At 63.0% G+C, this 16,142-nt stretch carries 12 protein-coding genes; 8 read left to right on the forward strand and 4 right to left on the reverse strand.

The features are described from left to right. The first annotated feature begins 103 nt into the window (after window positions 1-103). The 6 genes from AC2FME_RS05465 (at window position 104) to AC2FME_RS05490 (ending at window position 7,950) form a co-directional block, all read left to right on the forward strand. A complete protein-coding gene (locus AC2FME_RS05465) occupies window positions 104-367 on the forward strand; it encodes a DUF4242 domain-containing protein (protein ID WP_068347630.1) in 264 nt (87 codons plus the stop codon). Between the two features lie 380 nt (window positions 368-747). Next, window positions 748-2,355 carry a cell division protein FtsZ gene (gene ftsZ, locus AC2FME_RS05470; protein WP_496678847.1) on the forward strand — a complete coding sequence of 536 codons (1,608 nt, stop codon included), beginning with the start codon at window positions 748-750 and terminating at the stop codon, window positions 2,353-2,355. A gap of 211 nt (window positions 2,356-2,566) precedes the next feature. Continuing rightward, a complete protein-coding gene (lpxC, locus tag AC2FME_RS05475) occupies window positions 2,567-3,487 on the forward strand; it encodes a UDP-3-O-acyl-N-acetylglucosamine deacetylase (protein ID WP_496740947.1) in 921 nt (306 codons plus the stop codon). Window positions 3,488-3,612: 125 nt separating this feature from the next. After that, a complete protein-coding gene (locus AC2FME_RS05480; RefSeq protein ID WP_149774745.1) occupies window positions 3,613-4,476 on the forward strand; it encodes an outer membrane protein assembly factor BamD in 864 nt (287 codons plus the stop codon). 36 nt (window positions 4,477-4,512) lie between these two features. Then, window positions 4,513-6,162: a DNA repair protein RecN gene (gene recN / locus AC2FME_RS05485; protein ID WP_496799853.1), complete on the forward strand. Its 1,650-nt coding sequence runs from the start codon at window positions 4,513-4,515 to the stop codon at window positions 6,160-6,162. Between the two features lie 102 nt (window positions 6,163-6,264). Beyond that, window positions 6,265-7,950 (forward strand): chloride channel protein, encoded by a 1,686-nt coding sequence (locus AC2FME_RS05490; RefSeq protein ID WP_496799854.1) that lies wholly within the window; start codon window positions 6,265-6,267, stop codon window positions 7,948-7,950. A gap of 13 nt (window positions 7,951-7,963) precedes the next feature. On the opposite strand, the gene AC2FME_RS05495 is transcribed toward AC2FME_RS05490, so the two are convergent. The 4 genes from AC2FME_RS05495 to cobS all read right to left on the reverse strand — a co-directional run bounded on the left by AC2FME_RS05495 (window position 7,964) and on the right by cobS (window position 13,238). After that, on the reverse strand, window positions 7,964-8,308 hold the full coding sequence (locus AC2FME_RS05495; protein ID WP_496678854.1) for a DUF427 domain-containing protein: 345 nt from the start codon (window positions 8,306-8,308) through the stop codon (window positions 7,964-7,966). A 76-nt stretch (window positions 8,309-8,384) separates the two neighbouring features. Then, complete coding sequence (locus tag AC2FME_RS05500; protein ID WP_496799855.1) at window positions 8,385-10,175, reverse strand: aminopeptidase P family protein; 1,791 nt, start codon at window positions 10,173-10,175, stop codon at window positions 8,385-8,387. An 85-nt stretch (window positions 10,176-10,260) separates the two neighbouring features. Beyond that, the gene (gene cobT / locus AC2FME_RS05505) at window positions 10,261-12,138 is read right to left on the reverse strand and encodes a cobaltochelatase subunit CobT (protein WP_496794545.1); all 1,878 of its coding nucleotides are present in this window, start codon (window positions 12,136-12,138) and stop codon (window positions 10,261-10,263) included. 113 nt (window positions 12,139-12,251) lie between these two features. Then, window positions 12,252-13,238, reverse strand: coding sequence for a cobaltochelatase subunit CobS (cobS, locus tag AC2FME_RS05510; RefSeq protein ID WP_496678859.1), 987 nt, complete (start codon window positions 13,236-13,238; stop codon window positions 12,252-12,254). A gap of 349 nt (window positions 13,239-13,587) precedes the next feature. Here cobS and AC2FME_RS05515 point away from each other — a divergent pair, with 349 nt between their 5' ends. Next, window positions 13,588-14,391, forward strand: a complete 804-nt coding sequence (locus tag AC2FME_RS05515; RefSeq protein WP_496799856.1) for a Hint domain-containing protein — start codon at window positions 13,588-13,590, stop codon at window positions 14,389-14,391. Window positions 14,392-14,626: 235 nt separating this feature from the next. Then, complete coding sequence (locus AC2FME_RS05520) at window positions 14,627-16,081, forward strand: arylsulfatase (protein WP_496686032.1); 1,455 nt, start codon at window positions 14,627-14,629, stop codon at window positions 16,079-16,081. Window positions 16,082-16,142: the final 61 nt, after the last annotated feature.

Below are 16,142 nucleotides of genomic sequence, written 5' to 3' on the forward strand. Positions count from 1 at the left end.
AAACCGTCAGTTATCGAATGATAACGGTGCGCCCATAGTCCCGTGCGCCGGGTTCTGTTGAAATGCCCTCATTGACAGAAACGGTTTGTGAGAGGAGCACGAAATGCCTGTATTCATGGTGGAAAGAAATCTCAAGGGCATCAGCATGGAGGACCTCGCAGGCGCGCAGAAGGCAGCGATCGGGACGGCCGAGACCATGCGCGCCGGCGGTGACCAGATCCGCTATATCCGCTCGACCTTCTCGCCGGGCGACGGCCGTTGCATGTGCCTGTTCGAAAGCGACACGCCCGCCCAGGTGGCGCGGCTCAATGACACCGCTGGCCTGCCATATACCCAGATCGTCGAGGCGCTGGACCTGACTCCCTGAAAAATCAACGATGTGCGGCGGTTTTCGCCGCGCATTTTACCCGATTGCACGGTGACAGGATCAAGAGGCCGTGTTAGAGATTCACTCAGCACCCGGACAAGAGGTGCAGACCGAAGGCCGAGCAGGCTTTCTGAGAGTTCGGATACGTGACCTCCTCCCGCAACCCGGCGTTGCGGGCCGTTGGCGTGTTGTGTTGCCTCAGCTTCAACCCGCAACATCTGCCAGAGTCGGCGAAATACTGCAAGCGCGGGTCTGTTTTCTTCCATATTTTGTGGCAATTTTGCGTTTTTGGCGTGACGTTTGCCAATTCGGATTGTAGGATTGCAGGTGGATAGGCAAGAAAATCCCGCATTGGCGGACATATAACAGGCGGACAGAGCATGACATTAAATCTTTCGATGCCCGGGCAGGATGAACTGAAGCCACGGATCACGGTATTTGGCGTTGGCGGGGCAGGCGGCAATGCCGTCAACAACATGATTGAAAAGCAACTCGACGGCGTGGATTTCGTGGTGGCCAACACGGACGCGCAGGCACTGCAGCAAAGCCGCTCTTCGGCGCGGGTGCAGTTGGGCATCAAGGTGACCGAGGGGTTGGGCGCGGGCGCCCGGGCTTCAGTGGGTGCCGCCGCCGCCGAAGAAAGCATCGAGCAGATTGTCGATCACCTGGCCGGCGCGCATATGTGCTTCATCACCGCCGGTATGGGCGGGGGCACCGGCACCGGCGCCGCTCCGATCATCGCGCAGGCCGCGCGTGAACTGGGCGTGCTGACCGTGGGCGTGGTGACTAAACCCTTCCAGTTCGAGGGCGCCAAGCGCATGCGTCAGGCCGAGGACGGCGTCGAGGCGCTGCAGAAGGTTGTTGACACGCTGATCATAATCCCCAACCAGAACCTGTTCCGTCTGGCCAACGAAAAGACCACGTTCACCGAGGCTTTCTCGATGGCCGATGACGTGCTGTACCAGGGCGTCAAGGGCGTGACCGACCTGATGGTACGTCCGGGCCTGATCAACCTCGACTTCGCCGACGTCCGCGCGGTGATGGACGAAATGGGCAAGGCCATGATGGGTACCGGCGAGGCCGAGGGCGAAGACCGCGCCATCCAGGCCGCCGAAAAGGCCATCGCCAACCCGCTGCTGGACGAAATCAGCCTCAAGGGCGCCAAAGGTGTTCTGATCAACATCACCGGCAGCCATGACCTGACCCTGTTCGAACTGGACGAGGCCGCCAACCGCATCCGCGAGGAAGTGGACCCCGAGGCCAACATCATCGTCGGCTCCACTCTGGACCCCGAGATGGAAGGCAAGATGCGCGTATCGGTCGTGGCCACCGGCATCGACGCCAGCGACAGCGCCGCCGAGGCTCCGGCGCCGCGCCGGTCGATGGCAGCGCCGCTGAGCCGCGCCACCTCGGCCGAGCAGGAAGTCCCTGAAGTCGAGGCCCAGCCGCGTCCGGCCGAAGTTGCCGAGGCGGCCGAGAACATCGCGCCGACCCTGTTCGAGTCGATCGAGGAAGTAGAGTTCAAAGAGAGCTTCTACGACTCGGGCACCGAAACCGCGTCGGATGACGATGATCTTCCGCCGCCGGCCTACCAGCCAAGCGCAGCCGAAACCGGGCCGGTGCCCCAGCCGGTCGAAGCCGCAGCCGATCCGGTGCATTCACATGCGCCGGGCACCCCTTCGCCGCAGGCCATGCAGCGGTTGCAGGCCGCGGTCCAGAAAGTGCCGAGCGAGTCGCAGCGCCTGAACGCGCAGCGTCCGCAGGCGTCGGCACAACCGCCGCGCCCTGCGGCTGAGGAGCGGCCGCGTTTCGGCTTCAACCGCCTGATCGATCGGATGACCGGACATGCCTCGGACACCCCCGCGCAACCTGTCCGTCAGCAGCCCGCATTGCGCCAGACTGACGCCACGGCACCTGCGCAAGACGCGGCCGACCCGGATCAGGAACGGATCGAGATACCGGCCTTCCTGCGGCGTCAGGCCAACTGATCGCGGTAACAAATTCTGTGGAAGGGTCGCCGGTTGGCGACCCTTTATTTTTAGTTTTCAGATATTTACACGCGGATCGGCAGGCTTTTGCCGATCGTTCGCAAAACTGTTTCATTCGGTTACAAAGAGTGAGTTGAGGTGCTTCCGGTGCTTCCTTAACTGAGTGGCAACACGGCCGTTTCGGGTCGGACACCGCTCACAGAGGTCCCATTTGCAACAGACGCTCAAATCTTCGGTCACGTTCAAAGGCGTGGGTTTGCATAGCGGCAAGCCCGCGACGATGGTTCTTAAGCCGGCTGCCGCCGGGCACGGTATTTGGTTCAAGCGGACCGATATCGAACTGGGCAATGCAATGATCCCGGCGATCTATGACGTTGTTGAGCGGACCCAGCTGTGCACGCGGTTGGTCAATGATGCGGGCGTCTCGGTGTCTACTGTTGAACATATCATGGCAGCCTTGGCCGGATGCGGCATCCACAATGCCCTGATCGAGATCGACGGCCCCGAAGTCCCGATCATGGATGGATCGTCGATTGAATTCGTGCGCGGCATCATGTCCAAGGGTGTACGCCGCCAGGCCAGCCCCGTTCTGGCTTACGAGGTGCTCAAGCCGGTCGTCGCCGAGCGCGAGGGCGCGCGGGCGTCGATCCGTCCGGCGGACGGCTTGATCATCGAGTTCCACATCGATTTCGAAGACGTGGCCATCGGACGGCAGACCAAGATTCTTGACATGCGCAACGGTGCCTTTGCCCGCGAACTTTCCGACTGTCGCACGTTCTGTCGCCGCTCGGATGTCGAAGCGATGCGCGAAAACGGTCTGGCTCTGGGTGGCACACTGGACAACGCTGTCGTGGTGCAGGGCGACTCGGTTCTGACTCCGGGCGGCTTCCGCCGTGCGGACGAAGCCGTGCGTCACAAGATGCTGGATGCGCTGGGGGATCTGTATCTGGCCGGCGGCCCGATCTTCGGCCATTTCGTCGGCGAGAAATCCGGCCACGCGATGACCAACACCCTACTCCGCAAACTGTTCGAAACGCCCGGCGCGGTGCGCCCGGTTCTGTGCACGCCGGAACAGGCAATGCAATTGCCGGGGCAGGGTCTGGCCTTTGCGGAAATCCCGCAGGTGGCCTGATCTGTCCAGTCTTGGCGACAATTCCGTCGCGGGTCGTTTAAGGCGTTTTGCACCGGAATTTTATATGCTAGACCAAAGCCCAATCCGGGGTTACCCAAAGAGACAAGACGACTAGGATGGGCGGTATGGTTGGCTTCAAGGCGGCAGTCAGGCTTGCGGGCGTGATTCTTCTGGCGGCTACTTTGACGGCATGCGGCAATGCGGGCGGCTTGTTTGGAAACAAGGGGGCCGACCGGTCCCAAAACCTAGAAGGCTATACCCCCGAACAGATTTTCACCCGTGGCGAATTCGAGTTGTCGCAGAATAGGCCGGATGACGCCGCCTGGTACTTCTCGGAAGTGGAGCGCCTGTACCCCTATTCCGAATGGGCCAAGCGGTCGCTGATCATGCAGGCCTTTGCGTTCCATTCGGACAAGAATTATGAGGAAAGCCGCGCCGCCGCGCAGCGGTATATCGACTTCTACCCCACCGACGAGGACGCGGCCTATGCGCAATACCTTCTGGCGCTCAGCTATTATGATCAGATTGACGAGGTCGGCCGCGACCAGGGCCTGACCTTCCAGGCGCTACAGGCCCTGCGAACGGTGATCGAGGTCTATCCCGACAGCGAATATGCCACCTCAGCGGTGCTGAAATTCGATCTGGCTTTCGACCATCTGGCGGGCAAGGAAATGGAGATCGGGCGCTATTATCTGCGTCAGGATCACTATACCGCCGCAATCAACCGCTTCCGAGTAGTGGTCGAGGATTTCCAGACCACCACCCACACCGCCGAGGCGCTGTACCGCCTTGTCGAGGCCTATCTGGCCCTGGGGCTGGTTGACGAAGCGCAGTCGGCTGGTGCGATCCTTGGCTACAACTACCAGTCGTCCGAATGGTATGATGCGGCTTACAAGCTGCTGACGTCGCGCGGGCTTGAACTCAAGAGCCGCGGCAACAACTGGCTCAGCCAGATCTACCGCCAGACGATCAAGGGCCAGTGGTTGTAATCGCCATGGTCACAGGCTTGGGACGCTGACGACCCGATGCTGCGCGCCCTTGATATCCGCGACATGCTGATCATCGACCGGCTGGAACTGAACTTTCAGCCGGGCCTGAACGCGCTGACCGGCGAGACGGGCGCCGGCAAGTCGATCCTGCTCGACTCTCTGGGCTTCGTGCTGGGCTGGCGCGGGCGGGCCGAACTGGTCCGGCAAGGGGCCGCGCAGGGCGAGGTCGTGGCCGAGTTCGAACTGCCCGAGGGCCATCCCGCCCATGCGATCCTGGCCGAGGCTGGTTTGCCCGGCGGGTCGGAACTGATCCTGCGCCGCGTCAACACTGCCGATGGGCGCAAGACCGCTTGGGTCAACGACCGCCGCTGCTCGGGCGAGGTGCTGCGCGCGCTGTCGGAAACCTTGGTCGAACTGCACGGCCAGCATGATGACCGCGGCCTGCTGAACCCGCGTGGTCATCGCGCTATGCTGGACGCCTATGCCGGGGCCGAGCCGCAATTGACAGCTGTGCGCGCCGCCTGGGCTGAGATGGCGCGCGCACGCAAAGCCCTGGCCGAGACCGAGGCCGCCGTGGCCGCCGTGCGCAGCGAAGAGGAATTTCTGCGGCATTCCGTTGCCGAACTCGACAAGCTTGATCCGCAGCCGGGCGAGGACGCCGAACTCGACGCCCGCCGTCGGATGATGCAGGGGGCCGAGCGCATCCGCGACGACGTGGCCCGTGCCTTTGCCCTGCTGGGCGGTGACGGGGCCGAAGGGGCGATGGCGGATGCCGTGCGCTGGCTGGAAGGTGTCGCCGACCGGGCCGAGGGCCAATTGGACGAGCCGATCGCCGCCCTGGGGCGTGCCCTGATCGAATTGGGCGAGGCGCAGGATGGCGTAACCTCCTGCCTCGAGGCGCTGGATTTCAACCCTGTCGAGTTGGAGCAGACCGAGGAACGTCTGTTCGCCATCCGCGCGCTAGCCCGCAAACATGACGTGGCGCCAGATGACCTGAGCGGTTTCGCCGACACGCTACGCGCCCGTCTGGGCCAGCTTGAGGCCGGAGACGCCGACCTGGCCGACCGTCGCGCTGCGGTTCAGGCCGCGCAGGCGGCCTACGACGCGGCCGCTGAGGCACTCAGCGCTCTGCGGCGCGAGGCTGCCGGCCGGCTGGACGCGGCGGTAATGGCCGAGCTTGCGCCGCTCAAGATGGAGCGTGCGGTGTTCCAGACCCAGATCACACCCACCGAGCCCGGACCCGAGGGGCAGGACGCCGTGGCCTTTACCGTCGCCACCAACCCGGGCACGCCGTCGGGTCCGCTCAACAAGATCGCCTCGGGTGGGGAGCTCAGCCGCTTTCTGCTGGCTCTCAAAGTGTGCCTGTCGGGCGACGACAGCGCCCGCACCATGATCTTTGACGAAATCGACCGCGGGGTGGGCGGCGCCACCGCGGACGCCGTGGGCCGCAGGCTTGCGGCGCTGGCGCAGGGCGGGCAGGTGCTGGTGGTAACCCATTCGCCGCAGGTTGCGGCTCGCGCGGCTCATCACTGGCGGGTTCAGAAACACGTGACCGACGGGCAGACCCTGTCCACTGTCCTGCCGCTGTCCGAGCCGGACCGGATCGACGAGATTGCCCGCATGGTCTCGGGCGACACCATAACGCCCGAGGCCCGTGCCGCCGCCCGCGCGCTGCTGCAGGCCTGATGCCATCCTGTCGCAGTGTGCCGCGGGCTTCACCAGCTTGCGACTTTTCTCTGCGCGGTGCGTGCGTTACCAAGGGTTATCACCCAACCCCGCCGAGGGACAATGACCCAGTCCACCCGTTCCGTGCTGCACTACCAGCTCCAACAGGCCTTGGCCGCGCTCAAAGACGCCTGGCGGGTCATGCGCCGTCGTGGTCCCAGCCAGGTCCAGTTCTGGTTCATCGCGCTGGCCATCGGCATCGCCGCAGGGTTCATGGCGTTGGGGTTTCGCAAGGGCATCACCGCCTTGCAGGCCTATGTCTACCAGACCGAGGACATCCTGCGCCTGCACAGCCATGCCGAAGGGCTGCCATGGGTCATGATCCTGGTCATTCCCATCGTGGGTGGACTGGTGGTGGGGGTAATCCTGCACCTGTTTACCGATGACGGCCGCGTGCGCTCGGTTGCCGACGTGATTGAAGGCGCCGCCGTCAACGATGGTCGGGTCGACACCAAGGCCGGCATCGCCTCTTTCCTCGCCTCGCTGATCACGCTCAGCACTGGAGGTTCGACCGGGCGGGAAGGGCCGGTGGTGCACATGGCCGGCGTGATCTCGACCTGGGTCAGCAACCGCATCCATGCCGACGGCATCACCGGGCGCGACCTGTTGGGCTGTGCCGTCGCTGCCGCCGTATCGGCCAGTTTCAACGCCCCTATCGCCGGGGCGCTGTTCGCGCTCGAGGTGGTGTTGCGCCATTTTGCCGTCCATGCTTTTGCGCCGATCGTCATCGCCTCGGTGGCGGGCACGGTCATCAACCGGCTGGAATATGGCGACGTGACCGAATTCATTCTGGAAACGCCGGGATCGTTGCAATTCTACGTCGAGCTTCCGGCCTTCCTGATCCTCGGGCTGGTTTGCGGGCTGGTGTCTGTGGTGCTGATGCGCGCAATCTTCTTTGCCGAGGATTTCGGTAACCACGTCCAGACGCGCCTGTCACTGCCGCGCTGGTTGCGCCCGGCGGTGTCCGGGGCGATGCTGGGGGTTATTGCCATCTGGTTCCCGCATATCATCGGCGTGGGCTACGAAACCACGATCCGCGCCCTGACCGGCGATCTGGTGCTGACCACCGCCATCCTGTTCGCGGTGGTGAAAACCGCCGCCGTCGCCATTACCATGGGCGGACGCATGGGGGGCGGTGTGTTCTCGCCCTCGCTGATGATTGGGGCGCTGACCGGTCTGGCCTTCGGGCTGATCGCGACCGGCCTGCTGCCGGACGTGTCCGGCACGCACACGCTCTATGCCTTCGCGGGCATGGGGGCGGTGGCGGCGGCGGTGCTGGGGGCGCCGATTTCGACCACGCTGATCGTGTTCGAGCTGACCGGAGATTGGCAGATCGGGCTGGCTGTGATGGTATCGGTTTCGATGTCCACCGCTCTGGCTTCGCGGCTTGTCGACAGGTCGTTCTTCCTGACCCAGTTGGAGCGCCGGGGCGTGCATCTGGCGGCCGGGCCGCAGGCCTATCTGCTGGCGATGCTGCGGGCCGGTTCGGTGATGCGCCCGCTGGGTGATCCGCGCTCGATCACCGAAAAACAGGCGCGGGAGCTGATGGATCAGGGGCTTTGCATTCCGGCCAGCGCCACGCTCGAGGCGGCGATGCCTTATTTCGACCGTGACGAGATCGCCTGTCTACCGGTGGTGGTGCCCGAAGACGACGGATCCGAAACCCCGGTGGGAGCGCTTTATCACGTCGATGCACTCAAGGCCTATAACCGCGCGCTGGCCGCCACGGCAGCCGAGGAACATTCGTGACCCTGCGTGGGCGTCAGATCTGCTCGACCTTCACCGATTCGAGCCGGTAGAACGCAATGTAGTCCTTGATTTCGGACACGGCCGGGATCGGGTTCTCATAGCTCCAGGCCGCGTTTTCGGTGACCGAGGATTTGTTGACGATCGAAAAATGCGTGGCGTCGCCCTTGTGCGGGCAGTGGGTCACCTTGTCGGTCTTGTCCAGAAAGGCCATCGCGATGTCGTCGCGCGGGAAATAGATGACCGGCGGCAGATCGCCCTCCGACAGCTCCAGTGCGTTGGTGGTCTCGCCCAGAATGGCGCCGCCTGAACGGACGCACCATTTTCCGGGCGCCTTGCGGATCGTGATATCTGCGGTCATTTCTGCTCCTTCCCTCGTCGTCGCGGCCTTTGATCATTCCGGCCTGAAGTCTACCCGTCCATGTAACACTGTCATGTCACAACGGTGCGGTCGCGGCATCCAACCACAGTTGCGCGTCGGGCGACAGCCTTGGGCGGATCTTTTCCGCAACGTCCCGATGGTAGGCGTTCAGCCAGTCGCGTTCTGCTGCGGTCAGCATGTCGGACACGATCAGGCGCCGGTCGATCGGGACATAGGTCAACGTACGCCAGCACAGCATCGCCCGTTCGCCGTCACCGCCGGGCAGGGCGGGCGCTTCTTCCACGACCACCAGGTTTTCCAGCCGGATGCCAAACGCACCCTCGCGGTAATAGCCCGGTTCATTGGACAGGATCATGCCGGGCTGCAGCGGCACATGGCTGACGCGCGACAGGCGCTGCGGGCCTTCATGAACGCTGAGATACGCGCCGACACCGTGACCGACGCCGTGGTTGAAATCCTGACCCGCCTGCCACAACGGAATACGCGCCACGCATTCGATGTCACGCCCGGCCAGCCCCACCGGCCAGCGCAGCATCGACATGGCGATCATTCCTTTCAGCACGCGGGTAAAGCAGGCCTTCTCCTCTTCGCCGACGCTTCCGATAGCAATCGTGCGGGTGATGTCGGTGGTGCCGTCCAGATATTGCCCGCCGCTGTCCAGAACCAGCAGATGCCCGTCTTCAAGCCGGCTGTCGGTGTCCTCGGTCACCCGATAGTGCATGATGGCGCCATTCGGCCCGGTGCCCGCGATCGTGTCGAACGAGATGTCCTGCAGCGCGTTGTCGCGCCGCCGGTTTTCCTCGAGCCGGGTGACGACCTGGGTCTCGGTCACACTGCCCGGTGCCTGCGCATCCAGCCAGCACAGGGTCTCGATCACCGCCACCGCGTCGCGCAGATGCGCGGCGGCACTGCCCGCGATTTCAGCCGCGTTCTTGCACGCCTTGGGCAGGGCGCATGGGTCGCCGCCATCCACGGCGCGCTCGGCCAGCACGTCGATCACGGCCTGAGGCACGGTGCCCATGTCCACCTGAACCGCGCCTTCCAGCGCGCCGACGGCCTCCAGAAACGCTTCGGGCGGGTGCACCGACACCTGCGGCCCCAGATGTTGGTCCAGCCCGGTCAGCTTCTGCGCCGCCATGAACAGGTCCACCCGCCCATCGGCGTGCAGAATGGCAAACCCGTGCGCTACCGGATTGTAGGCGATGTCAGACCCGCGAATGTTCAGCAGCCACATGATCGAATCCGGCAAGGTGATCACGGCTGCGCTGCGCCCCGCGTCCGCCAGGCTTTTTGCCAGGCGCGTGATCTTGCTCTCGGCGCTTTCGCCCGCGAAGTCCAGCGGATGTGGCTTTGCCGGGTTCATCGGCGGCGCTGGCTGGTCCACCCAGATGCGGTCGACAAGGTTGTCACAGCGCACCAGCTCGATCCCGCTGCCGGCCAGCGCGGCTTGCGTGTCGTGGATCTGTCCCGCCGCGTGCAGCCACGGATCGAACCCCACCTTGCCGCCCTCGGGTAGGTGCCGTTTCAGCCAGTCGGCCAGAGATACTTCGGGCCAGGGCACCGGCGTGAACTCCTCGGCCACCTGCGCCTTGACCTGGGTACGGTAGCGGCCGTCGACGAACACCCCGGCAACGTCGCGTAATGTCACGCAGAACCCAGCTGTTCCAGTGAATCCGGTCAGCCAGGCCAGCCGCTCGTCATGAGCGGCCACATATTCGCCCTGATGCGCATCGGCGCGCGGCACAAGGAACCCGTCCAATCCTTCGCGCGCCAACTCGGCCCGCAACGCCGCCAGTCGCGGTGGCCCCTGTTCCGGCCGCGCCGTCACTTCGAAGGATTGGAACATTTGCATCTCCCTCAATCCGAGGCGGGCCATGGCCCACCTCAGTTTGGTTTTTTCAAGAAGGGTCCCGCCCGGGGCAAGGCCTGGCTCAGCCGGCCTTCCGAATGCCCATCACGCGGGCCCGCGCGCGCGGATCGCTGTCGAACAGGGCGGCCAATTGCTCGGTCATCGCCCCGGCCAGCTGTTCCACATCGGTGATCGTCACCGCGCGGTCGTAATACCGGGTCACGTCATGGCCGATCCCGATGGCCAGCAATTCGACCATCTTGCGCTTTTCGACCATGGCGATCACGTCGCGCAGGTGTTTTTCCAGGTAATTCGCCGGATTTACGCTCAGCGTAGAATCATCCACCGGAGCCCCGTCCGAAATCACCATCAGGATCTTGCGCTGCTCGCGCCGGGCCAGCATCCGCCGATGTGCCCATTCCAGCGCCTCACCGTCGATGTTTTCCTTCAGCAGGCCTTCTTTCATCATCAAGCCCAGATTGGCCCGCGCCCGCCGCCAGGGCGCATCCGCCCCCTTGTAGACGATATGCCGCAGATCATTCAGGCGGCCGGGCTGCTGTGGGCGGCCATCGTTCAGCCACGCCTCGCGCGCCTGTCCGCCTTTCCAGGCCCGGGTGGTAAAGCCCAGAATCTCGACCTTCACGTTGCAGCGTTCCAGCGTGCGTGCCAGAACATCGGCACAGATCGCTGCGATGGAAATCGGGCGCCCCCGCATCGACCCCGAGTTGTCCAGCAGCAGCGTCACCACGGTGTCGCGGAATTCGGTGTCTTTCTCGACCTTGAAGCTCAGCGGTGTCGTCGGGTTCGCAACAACCCGCGCCAGCCGACCGGCATCCAGAATGCCTTCCTCGCGGTCGAACTCCCAACTGCGGTTCTGCTGCGCCTGCAGTCGGCGTTGCAGCTTGTTGGCCAACCGGCTGACGGCGCCCTTCAGCGGCTCCAACTGCTGATCCAGATAGGCCCGTAGCCGTTCCAGTTCGGCGGGTTCGGCCAGCTCCTCGGCGGCGATCTCCTCGTCATGAGTGTTCAGATAGACCTTGTAGTCCGGGTCGGCCTCGGACGCCGGCGGAGGGGCGGGCGGCTCCAGCGGCGCTTCGCCCTCGGGCATCTCGGCCTCTTCGCCCATCTCGTCCTCGGCCATCTCATCCATCGAGACCTGCGCCTGCGACTGGTCTTGCTGCTCTTCCTGCGTCTGTTCAGGAGTGGCGTCGGCGTCCTGCTCGTCCTGTTCGTCCTGGCCGGTGCTGTCGGGGTCGGGCTGCTCCTCGGCCTCTTCCTCGGCCTGGTCCTCCTGGTCTTCGTCCAGCGCGTCCGGGTCTTCGCCCAACTGATCGCCATAACCCAGATCGTCGATCACTTGGCGGGCGAATTTGGCAAAAGCGGTCTGGTCCGACAGAATTTCGTTCAGGTTCTCCAACGTGCCGCCGGCCTGTTCCTCGATAAACCCGCGCCACAGTTCCATGACATTCGCGGCCGCCGGCGGGAGATCGCGCCCCGTGGCCAGGTGCCGGATCAGATAGCCCGCGGCGACGGCCAGCGGAGCCTCGGACGGCTGCTTGCACTGGTCATAGCCCCGCCGCAGCGCCTCGTGGTTGATCTTGACGTCGATATTGCTGGCGGTGCCCGGCATGTCGCGGGCGCCCATGGCTTCGCATCGGGCAGTTTCCATCGCCTCGTACAGATCGCGGGCCATGTCGCCCGGCGGGGCGTAACGGGCATGGGTGGCCTCGTCATGGTACCGGCGCTGCAACGCCAGCGCATCCGCCGTGCCGCGCGCCAGCAAAACCTCCTCGCGCGTCATCCGGCGCGACACTTGAGGCAAGCGCATCGACTCGCCCGACAAACCCGACGGATCGACCGTGTAGCTGACCGACAGGTCCGGGTCGTCGGCCATCACCTTGGTGGCCTCGGCCAGGGCCTTCTTGAAGGGATCAGCGGGATTGTCGTTCTTCTGCACCATCTCTCTCAGCCCTCATTCAAGCGCCGCCCGACCGCGACGACCGGCCCCGCCTTCATCTGGCCCAAAATATCCCCGCCGGAGGCATTGCGCCCGGCACGGGCGCAAATCCAGCATTACCCCAGGCTGACGCTTGCGGCGCTTTCCGGCAGTTCCTCATCAAAACACCGCTGATAGAACTCGGCAACCGTCTCGCGCTCCAACTCGTCGCACTTATTCAGGAACGACAGGCGGAAAGCATAGCCCACGTCGCGGAAGATCTCGGCATTCTGGGCCCAGTTGATCACGGTGCGCGGGCTCATGACCGTGGACAGATCGCCATTCATGAAAGCGGTCCGGGTCAGGTCGGCCACGGTGACCATCTGGCTGACGGTCTTGCGGCCCTTCTCGGTGTTGTAATGCGGCGCCTTGGACAGCACGATCATCACCTCGGCATCGTGACTTAGATAGTTCAGCGTCGCTACCAGCGACCATCGGTCCATCTGCGCCTGGTTGATCTGCTGCACGCCGTGATACAGGCCTGTGGTGTCGCCCAAACCCACGGTGTTGGCGGTGGCGAATAGGCGGAAATAGGGGTTCGGCGTGATGATTTCGTTCTGGTCCAGCAAGGTCAGCTTGCCGTCATGCTCCAGAACCCGCTGGATCACGAACATCACGTCGGCGCGGCCGGCGTCGTATTCATCGAACACGATGGCCACCGGGTTGCGCAGCGCCCAGGGCAGGATGCCCTCGTGAAACTCGGTCACCTGTTTGCCGTCGCGCAGCTTGATCGCATCCTTTCCGATTAGGTCGATCCGGCTGATGTGGCTGTCCAGGTTGACGCGAACTGCAGGCCAGTTCAGACGCGCGGCGACCTGTTCGATATGGGTCGATTTGCCGGTCCCATGATAACCCTGGATCATTACCCGCCGGTTGTGCGAGAAACCGGCCAGAATGGCCAGCGTCGTCTCGGGGTCGAACTTGTAGGTCGGATCGATCGCCGGCACACGGTCGCTTTGCTCGGCAAAGCCCTTGACGACCATGTTCGTGTCAATGCCGAACACGTCCCGGACCGAGATCTCTTCGGTCGGTTTTGCGTTTATGTCGATTGATCCGTCAGCCATGCGCTTTGTCCTCATTCCTTGGCCCGTTCACCGGGGTCGAACCCGTGTGTGGTGCAACATATTGCGGGCAAGGGCAAGGGAAAGCCGAGTTTGCCGAAAGAGAACCGGGCGATTGCCTTCGGCGGCCTTCGCGGCTGCATCGCGAACCCGGAAATCTGCACCGTGCAGCGGCGGCGTGGCGCTATTTGTTGACTCGTCAAAAGGAATATCGTGCAGTATGTGCGTTTGTTAGCGAGGTTTCGCCGTGTCATTGGTCATTACTGGCCCGTCGGTCATTAATTTCCCGTCGGGAGCCGATACGTTTGCCGTCGATTACAATGCCTCACGATCTGTTTCCTGGAGCGTCACAGTGCTTGGTGACGGGCCATTGGATCCGTCCGATTATTCCGTTTCCATCGACGCCAACGGTTTGTTGACCATCGACTTGACACCGGGGGTCGACATTCCTCCGGGTACATCGCTGTCGCTTCGGATCGACGCGACCACCGGCCGCCCCGGAAACGGGAACAATGCAAGCCTTGGCGTGACCGTGAACCTCCCTGCTGGGGTCGTGCCCTGTTTCGTTGCCGGAACCCTGATCGAGACCGCGCACGGACCACGCCCAGTCGAAGATCTTGCCGTTGGCGATCTCGTGCGCACCTCACGTGGAGAATTGCTGCCGATCCTCTGGATCGGGCAACGAACACTGTCAGCAAACCAACTGGAACTGAGCCCGAATTTCAGACCGATCTGCATAGGCAAGGACGCTTTGGGGCCCGGCAGGCCGTCGCGCGATCTCTACGTCTCACCGCAGCATCGCATCGTGCTCGAAGGGTGGATGGCCGAGCTTCTGTTCGGCGAAGCTCGGGTTTTTGCGGCGGCGGTCCATCTGGTCAACGATGGGACCATTCGCCGGACCCTGCCCAAATCGCCGGTCACCTATTACCACGTCGCCTGTCCGCGCCACGCCGTTCTGATCTCGAACGGGTTGCCGACCGAAAGCCTTTATCCCGGCGATATGGTGCTTGAGGCGTTTGAGATAGGGGCGGCGGCCGAGCTGTTGGCCTTGTTCCCTGAATTGGCCCACCCAACCCCTACAGCCGCGTTGCGGACCCGGTTGCCCTGCCTCAAAAGGCGCGAAGCCTCGGTGGCGGGAAAAGCGCTGATCCAGTAGGTCGGCCAGACCTGTCCCGACAAAAAAACCAAAATTAATGCCAACGTGCGCGCTTCGCGGTATGCTTGCAGAGGTTTCAGTGCCGCCCGGACAACGAACGGCCGTGGAATCCACTTTGCTTGAACATTTGAATTAAGGGAGTGAGAACTTGAGAACCTTGAATTGGAAGCGGCGCTTTGCCGGCGCAGTTTTGGGGGTCAGTCTGGCGCTGCCGGCTGCGGCCCAGGACAAGCCTATGAATTTTCTCATCATCTGGGGCGATGACATCGGGTACTGGAACGTTAGCGCCTATAACCAAGGCATGATGGGCTACGAAACGCCCAACATTGACCGGATTGCAAATGAAGGCATGTTGTTCACCCATGCCTATGGGGAACAGTCCTGCACGGCGGGGCGCGCCAGCTTCGTGACCGGCCAGTCCGGGTTCCGGACCGGGCTTCTCAAGGTCGGGTTGCCGGGCGCCAAGGAGGGGATCAGCGAAAAGGACCCCACCATTGCCGAATATATGAAGTCCAAGGGCTACATGACGGGTCAATATGGCAAAAACCATCTGGGCGACCTGGACGAACACCTGCCCACCAATCACGGTTTCGATGAATTCTTCGGCAATCTCTACCACCTGAACGCGGAAGAAGAGCCCGAGAATGTCGATTATCCCAAGGATCCCGCCTTCCGCGAGCAATTCGGCCCCCGCGGCGTCATCAAGTCCAGCGCCGACGGCAATATCGAGGATACCGGCCCGCTGACACGCAAGCGGATGGAAACCATCGACGAAGAGGTGACCGCCGGTGCGCTCGACTTTATCGACCGGGCGGTTGAGCAGGATAAGCCTTTCTTTTTGTGGTACAATACGACGCGCATGCACATTTTCACGCACCTCAAAGAGGAAAGCCAGGGCGTGACCGGGCTGGGGGTCTACCCTGATGGCATGGTTGAGCATGACAAGATGGTCGGCCAGATGCTGGACAGGCTCGACGAGCTGGGCATCGCTGACAACACGGTGGTGATGTATTCCACCGACAACGGCGCCGAGGTCTTCAGCTGGCCCGATGGCGGTACCACTCCGTTCCGGGGTGAAAAGAACGACAACTGGGAAGGCGGCTATCGCGTTCCGCTGCTGTTGAAATGGCCGGGTGTGATCGAACCGGGGCGCAAGTCGAACCAGATCATCAGTCACCTAGACTGGTTCCCGACGTTCATGGCCGCGCTGGGGGATGCCGACATGAAAGAGGTCATGCTGACCGAAGCACCCTTTGGTGAAGGCAACGAGCCGGTGCACCTGGACGGCTACAACTTCCTGCCATACTTCAAAGGCGAGACCGAAGAAGGCCCGCGCAAGGAGTTTCTCTATTTTTCGGATGGCGGTGACCTGGTGAACCTGCGGTACGGGCCGTGGAAGGTCGTGTTCGCCGAACAGCGGGCACATGGGTTCGATGTTTGGCAGGAACCGCTGACCTTCCTGCGGTTGCCCAAGCTCATAAACCTGTATTCGGACCCGTTCGAACGGGCCGAGCACGAGTCCATCGGCTACTCGCAATGGCGGCTCGAGCGCGCCTTTGCTCTGGTGCCGGCTCAGGCTTTCGTGGCTCAGTTCCTCGAAACCTTCAAGGACTACCCGCCGCGCCAGAAACCTGCCAGCTTCTCGATCGATCAGGTTCTGCAGACGTTGCAAACCAATCAGGGCGGCTGACCCAATTCACAGAAAACATGAAGGGCTCCCAATCGGGCGCCCTTTTTTCATTGAAAGGCTG

It is taken from the genome of Ruegeria sp. BHSC026, assembly GCF_059613065.1.

Coding starts and splice junctions, on each gene's coding strand:
- AC2FME_RS05465 (WP_068347630.1), top strand. CDS start 104: ATGCCTGTATTCATGGTGGAAAGAAATCTCAAGGGCATCAGCATGGAG.
- AC2FME_RS05490 (WP_496799854.1), top strand. CDS start 6,265: ATGACCCAGTCCACCCGTTCCGTGCTGCACTACCAGCTCCAACAGGCC.
- recN (WP_496799853.1), top strand. CDS start 4,513: ATGCTGCGCGCCCTTGATATCCGCGACATGCTGATCATCGACCGGCTG.
- cobT (WP_496794545.1), bottom strand. CDS start 12,138: ATGGTGCAGAAGAACGACAATCCCGCTGATCCCTTCAAGAAGGCCCTG.
- AC2FME_RS05520 (WP_496686032.1), top strand. CDS start 14,627: ATGAATTTTCTCATCATCTGGGGCGATGACATCGGGTACTGGAACGTT.
- AC2FME_RS05480 (WP_149774745.1), top strand. CDS start 3,613: ATGGTTGGCTTCAAGGCGGCAGTCAGGCTTGCGGGCGTGATTCTTCTG.
- AC2FME_RS05495 (WP_496678854.1), bottom strand. CDS start 8,308: ATGACCGCAGATATCACGATCCGCAAGGCGCCCGGAAAATGGTGCGTC.
- AC2FME_RS05500 (WP_496799855.1), bottom strand. CDS start 10,175: ATGTTCCAATCCTTCGAAGTGACGGCGCGGCCGGAACAGGGGCCACCG.
- ftsZ (WP_496678847.1), top strand. CDS start 748: ATGACATTAAATCTTTCGATGCCCGGGCAGGATGAACTGAAGCCACGG.
- cobS (WP_496678859.1), bottom strand. CDS start 13,238: ATGGCTGACGGATCAATCGACATAAACGCAAAACCGACCGAAGAGATC.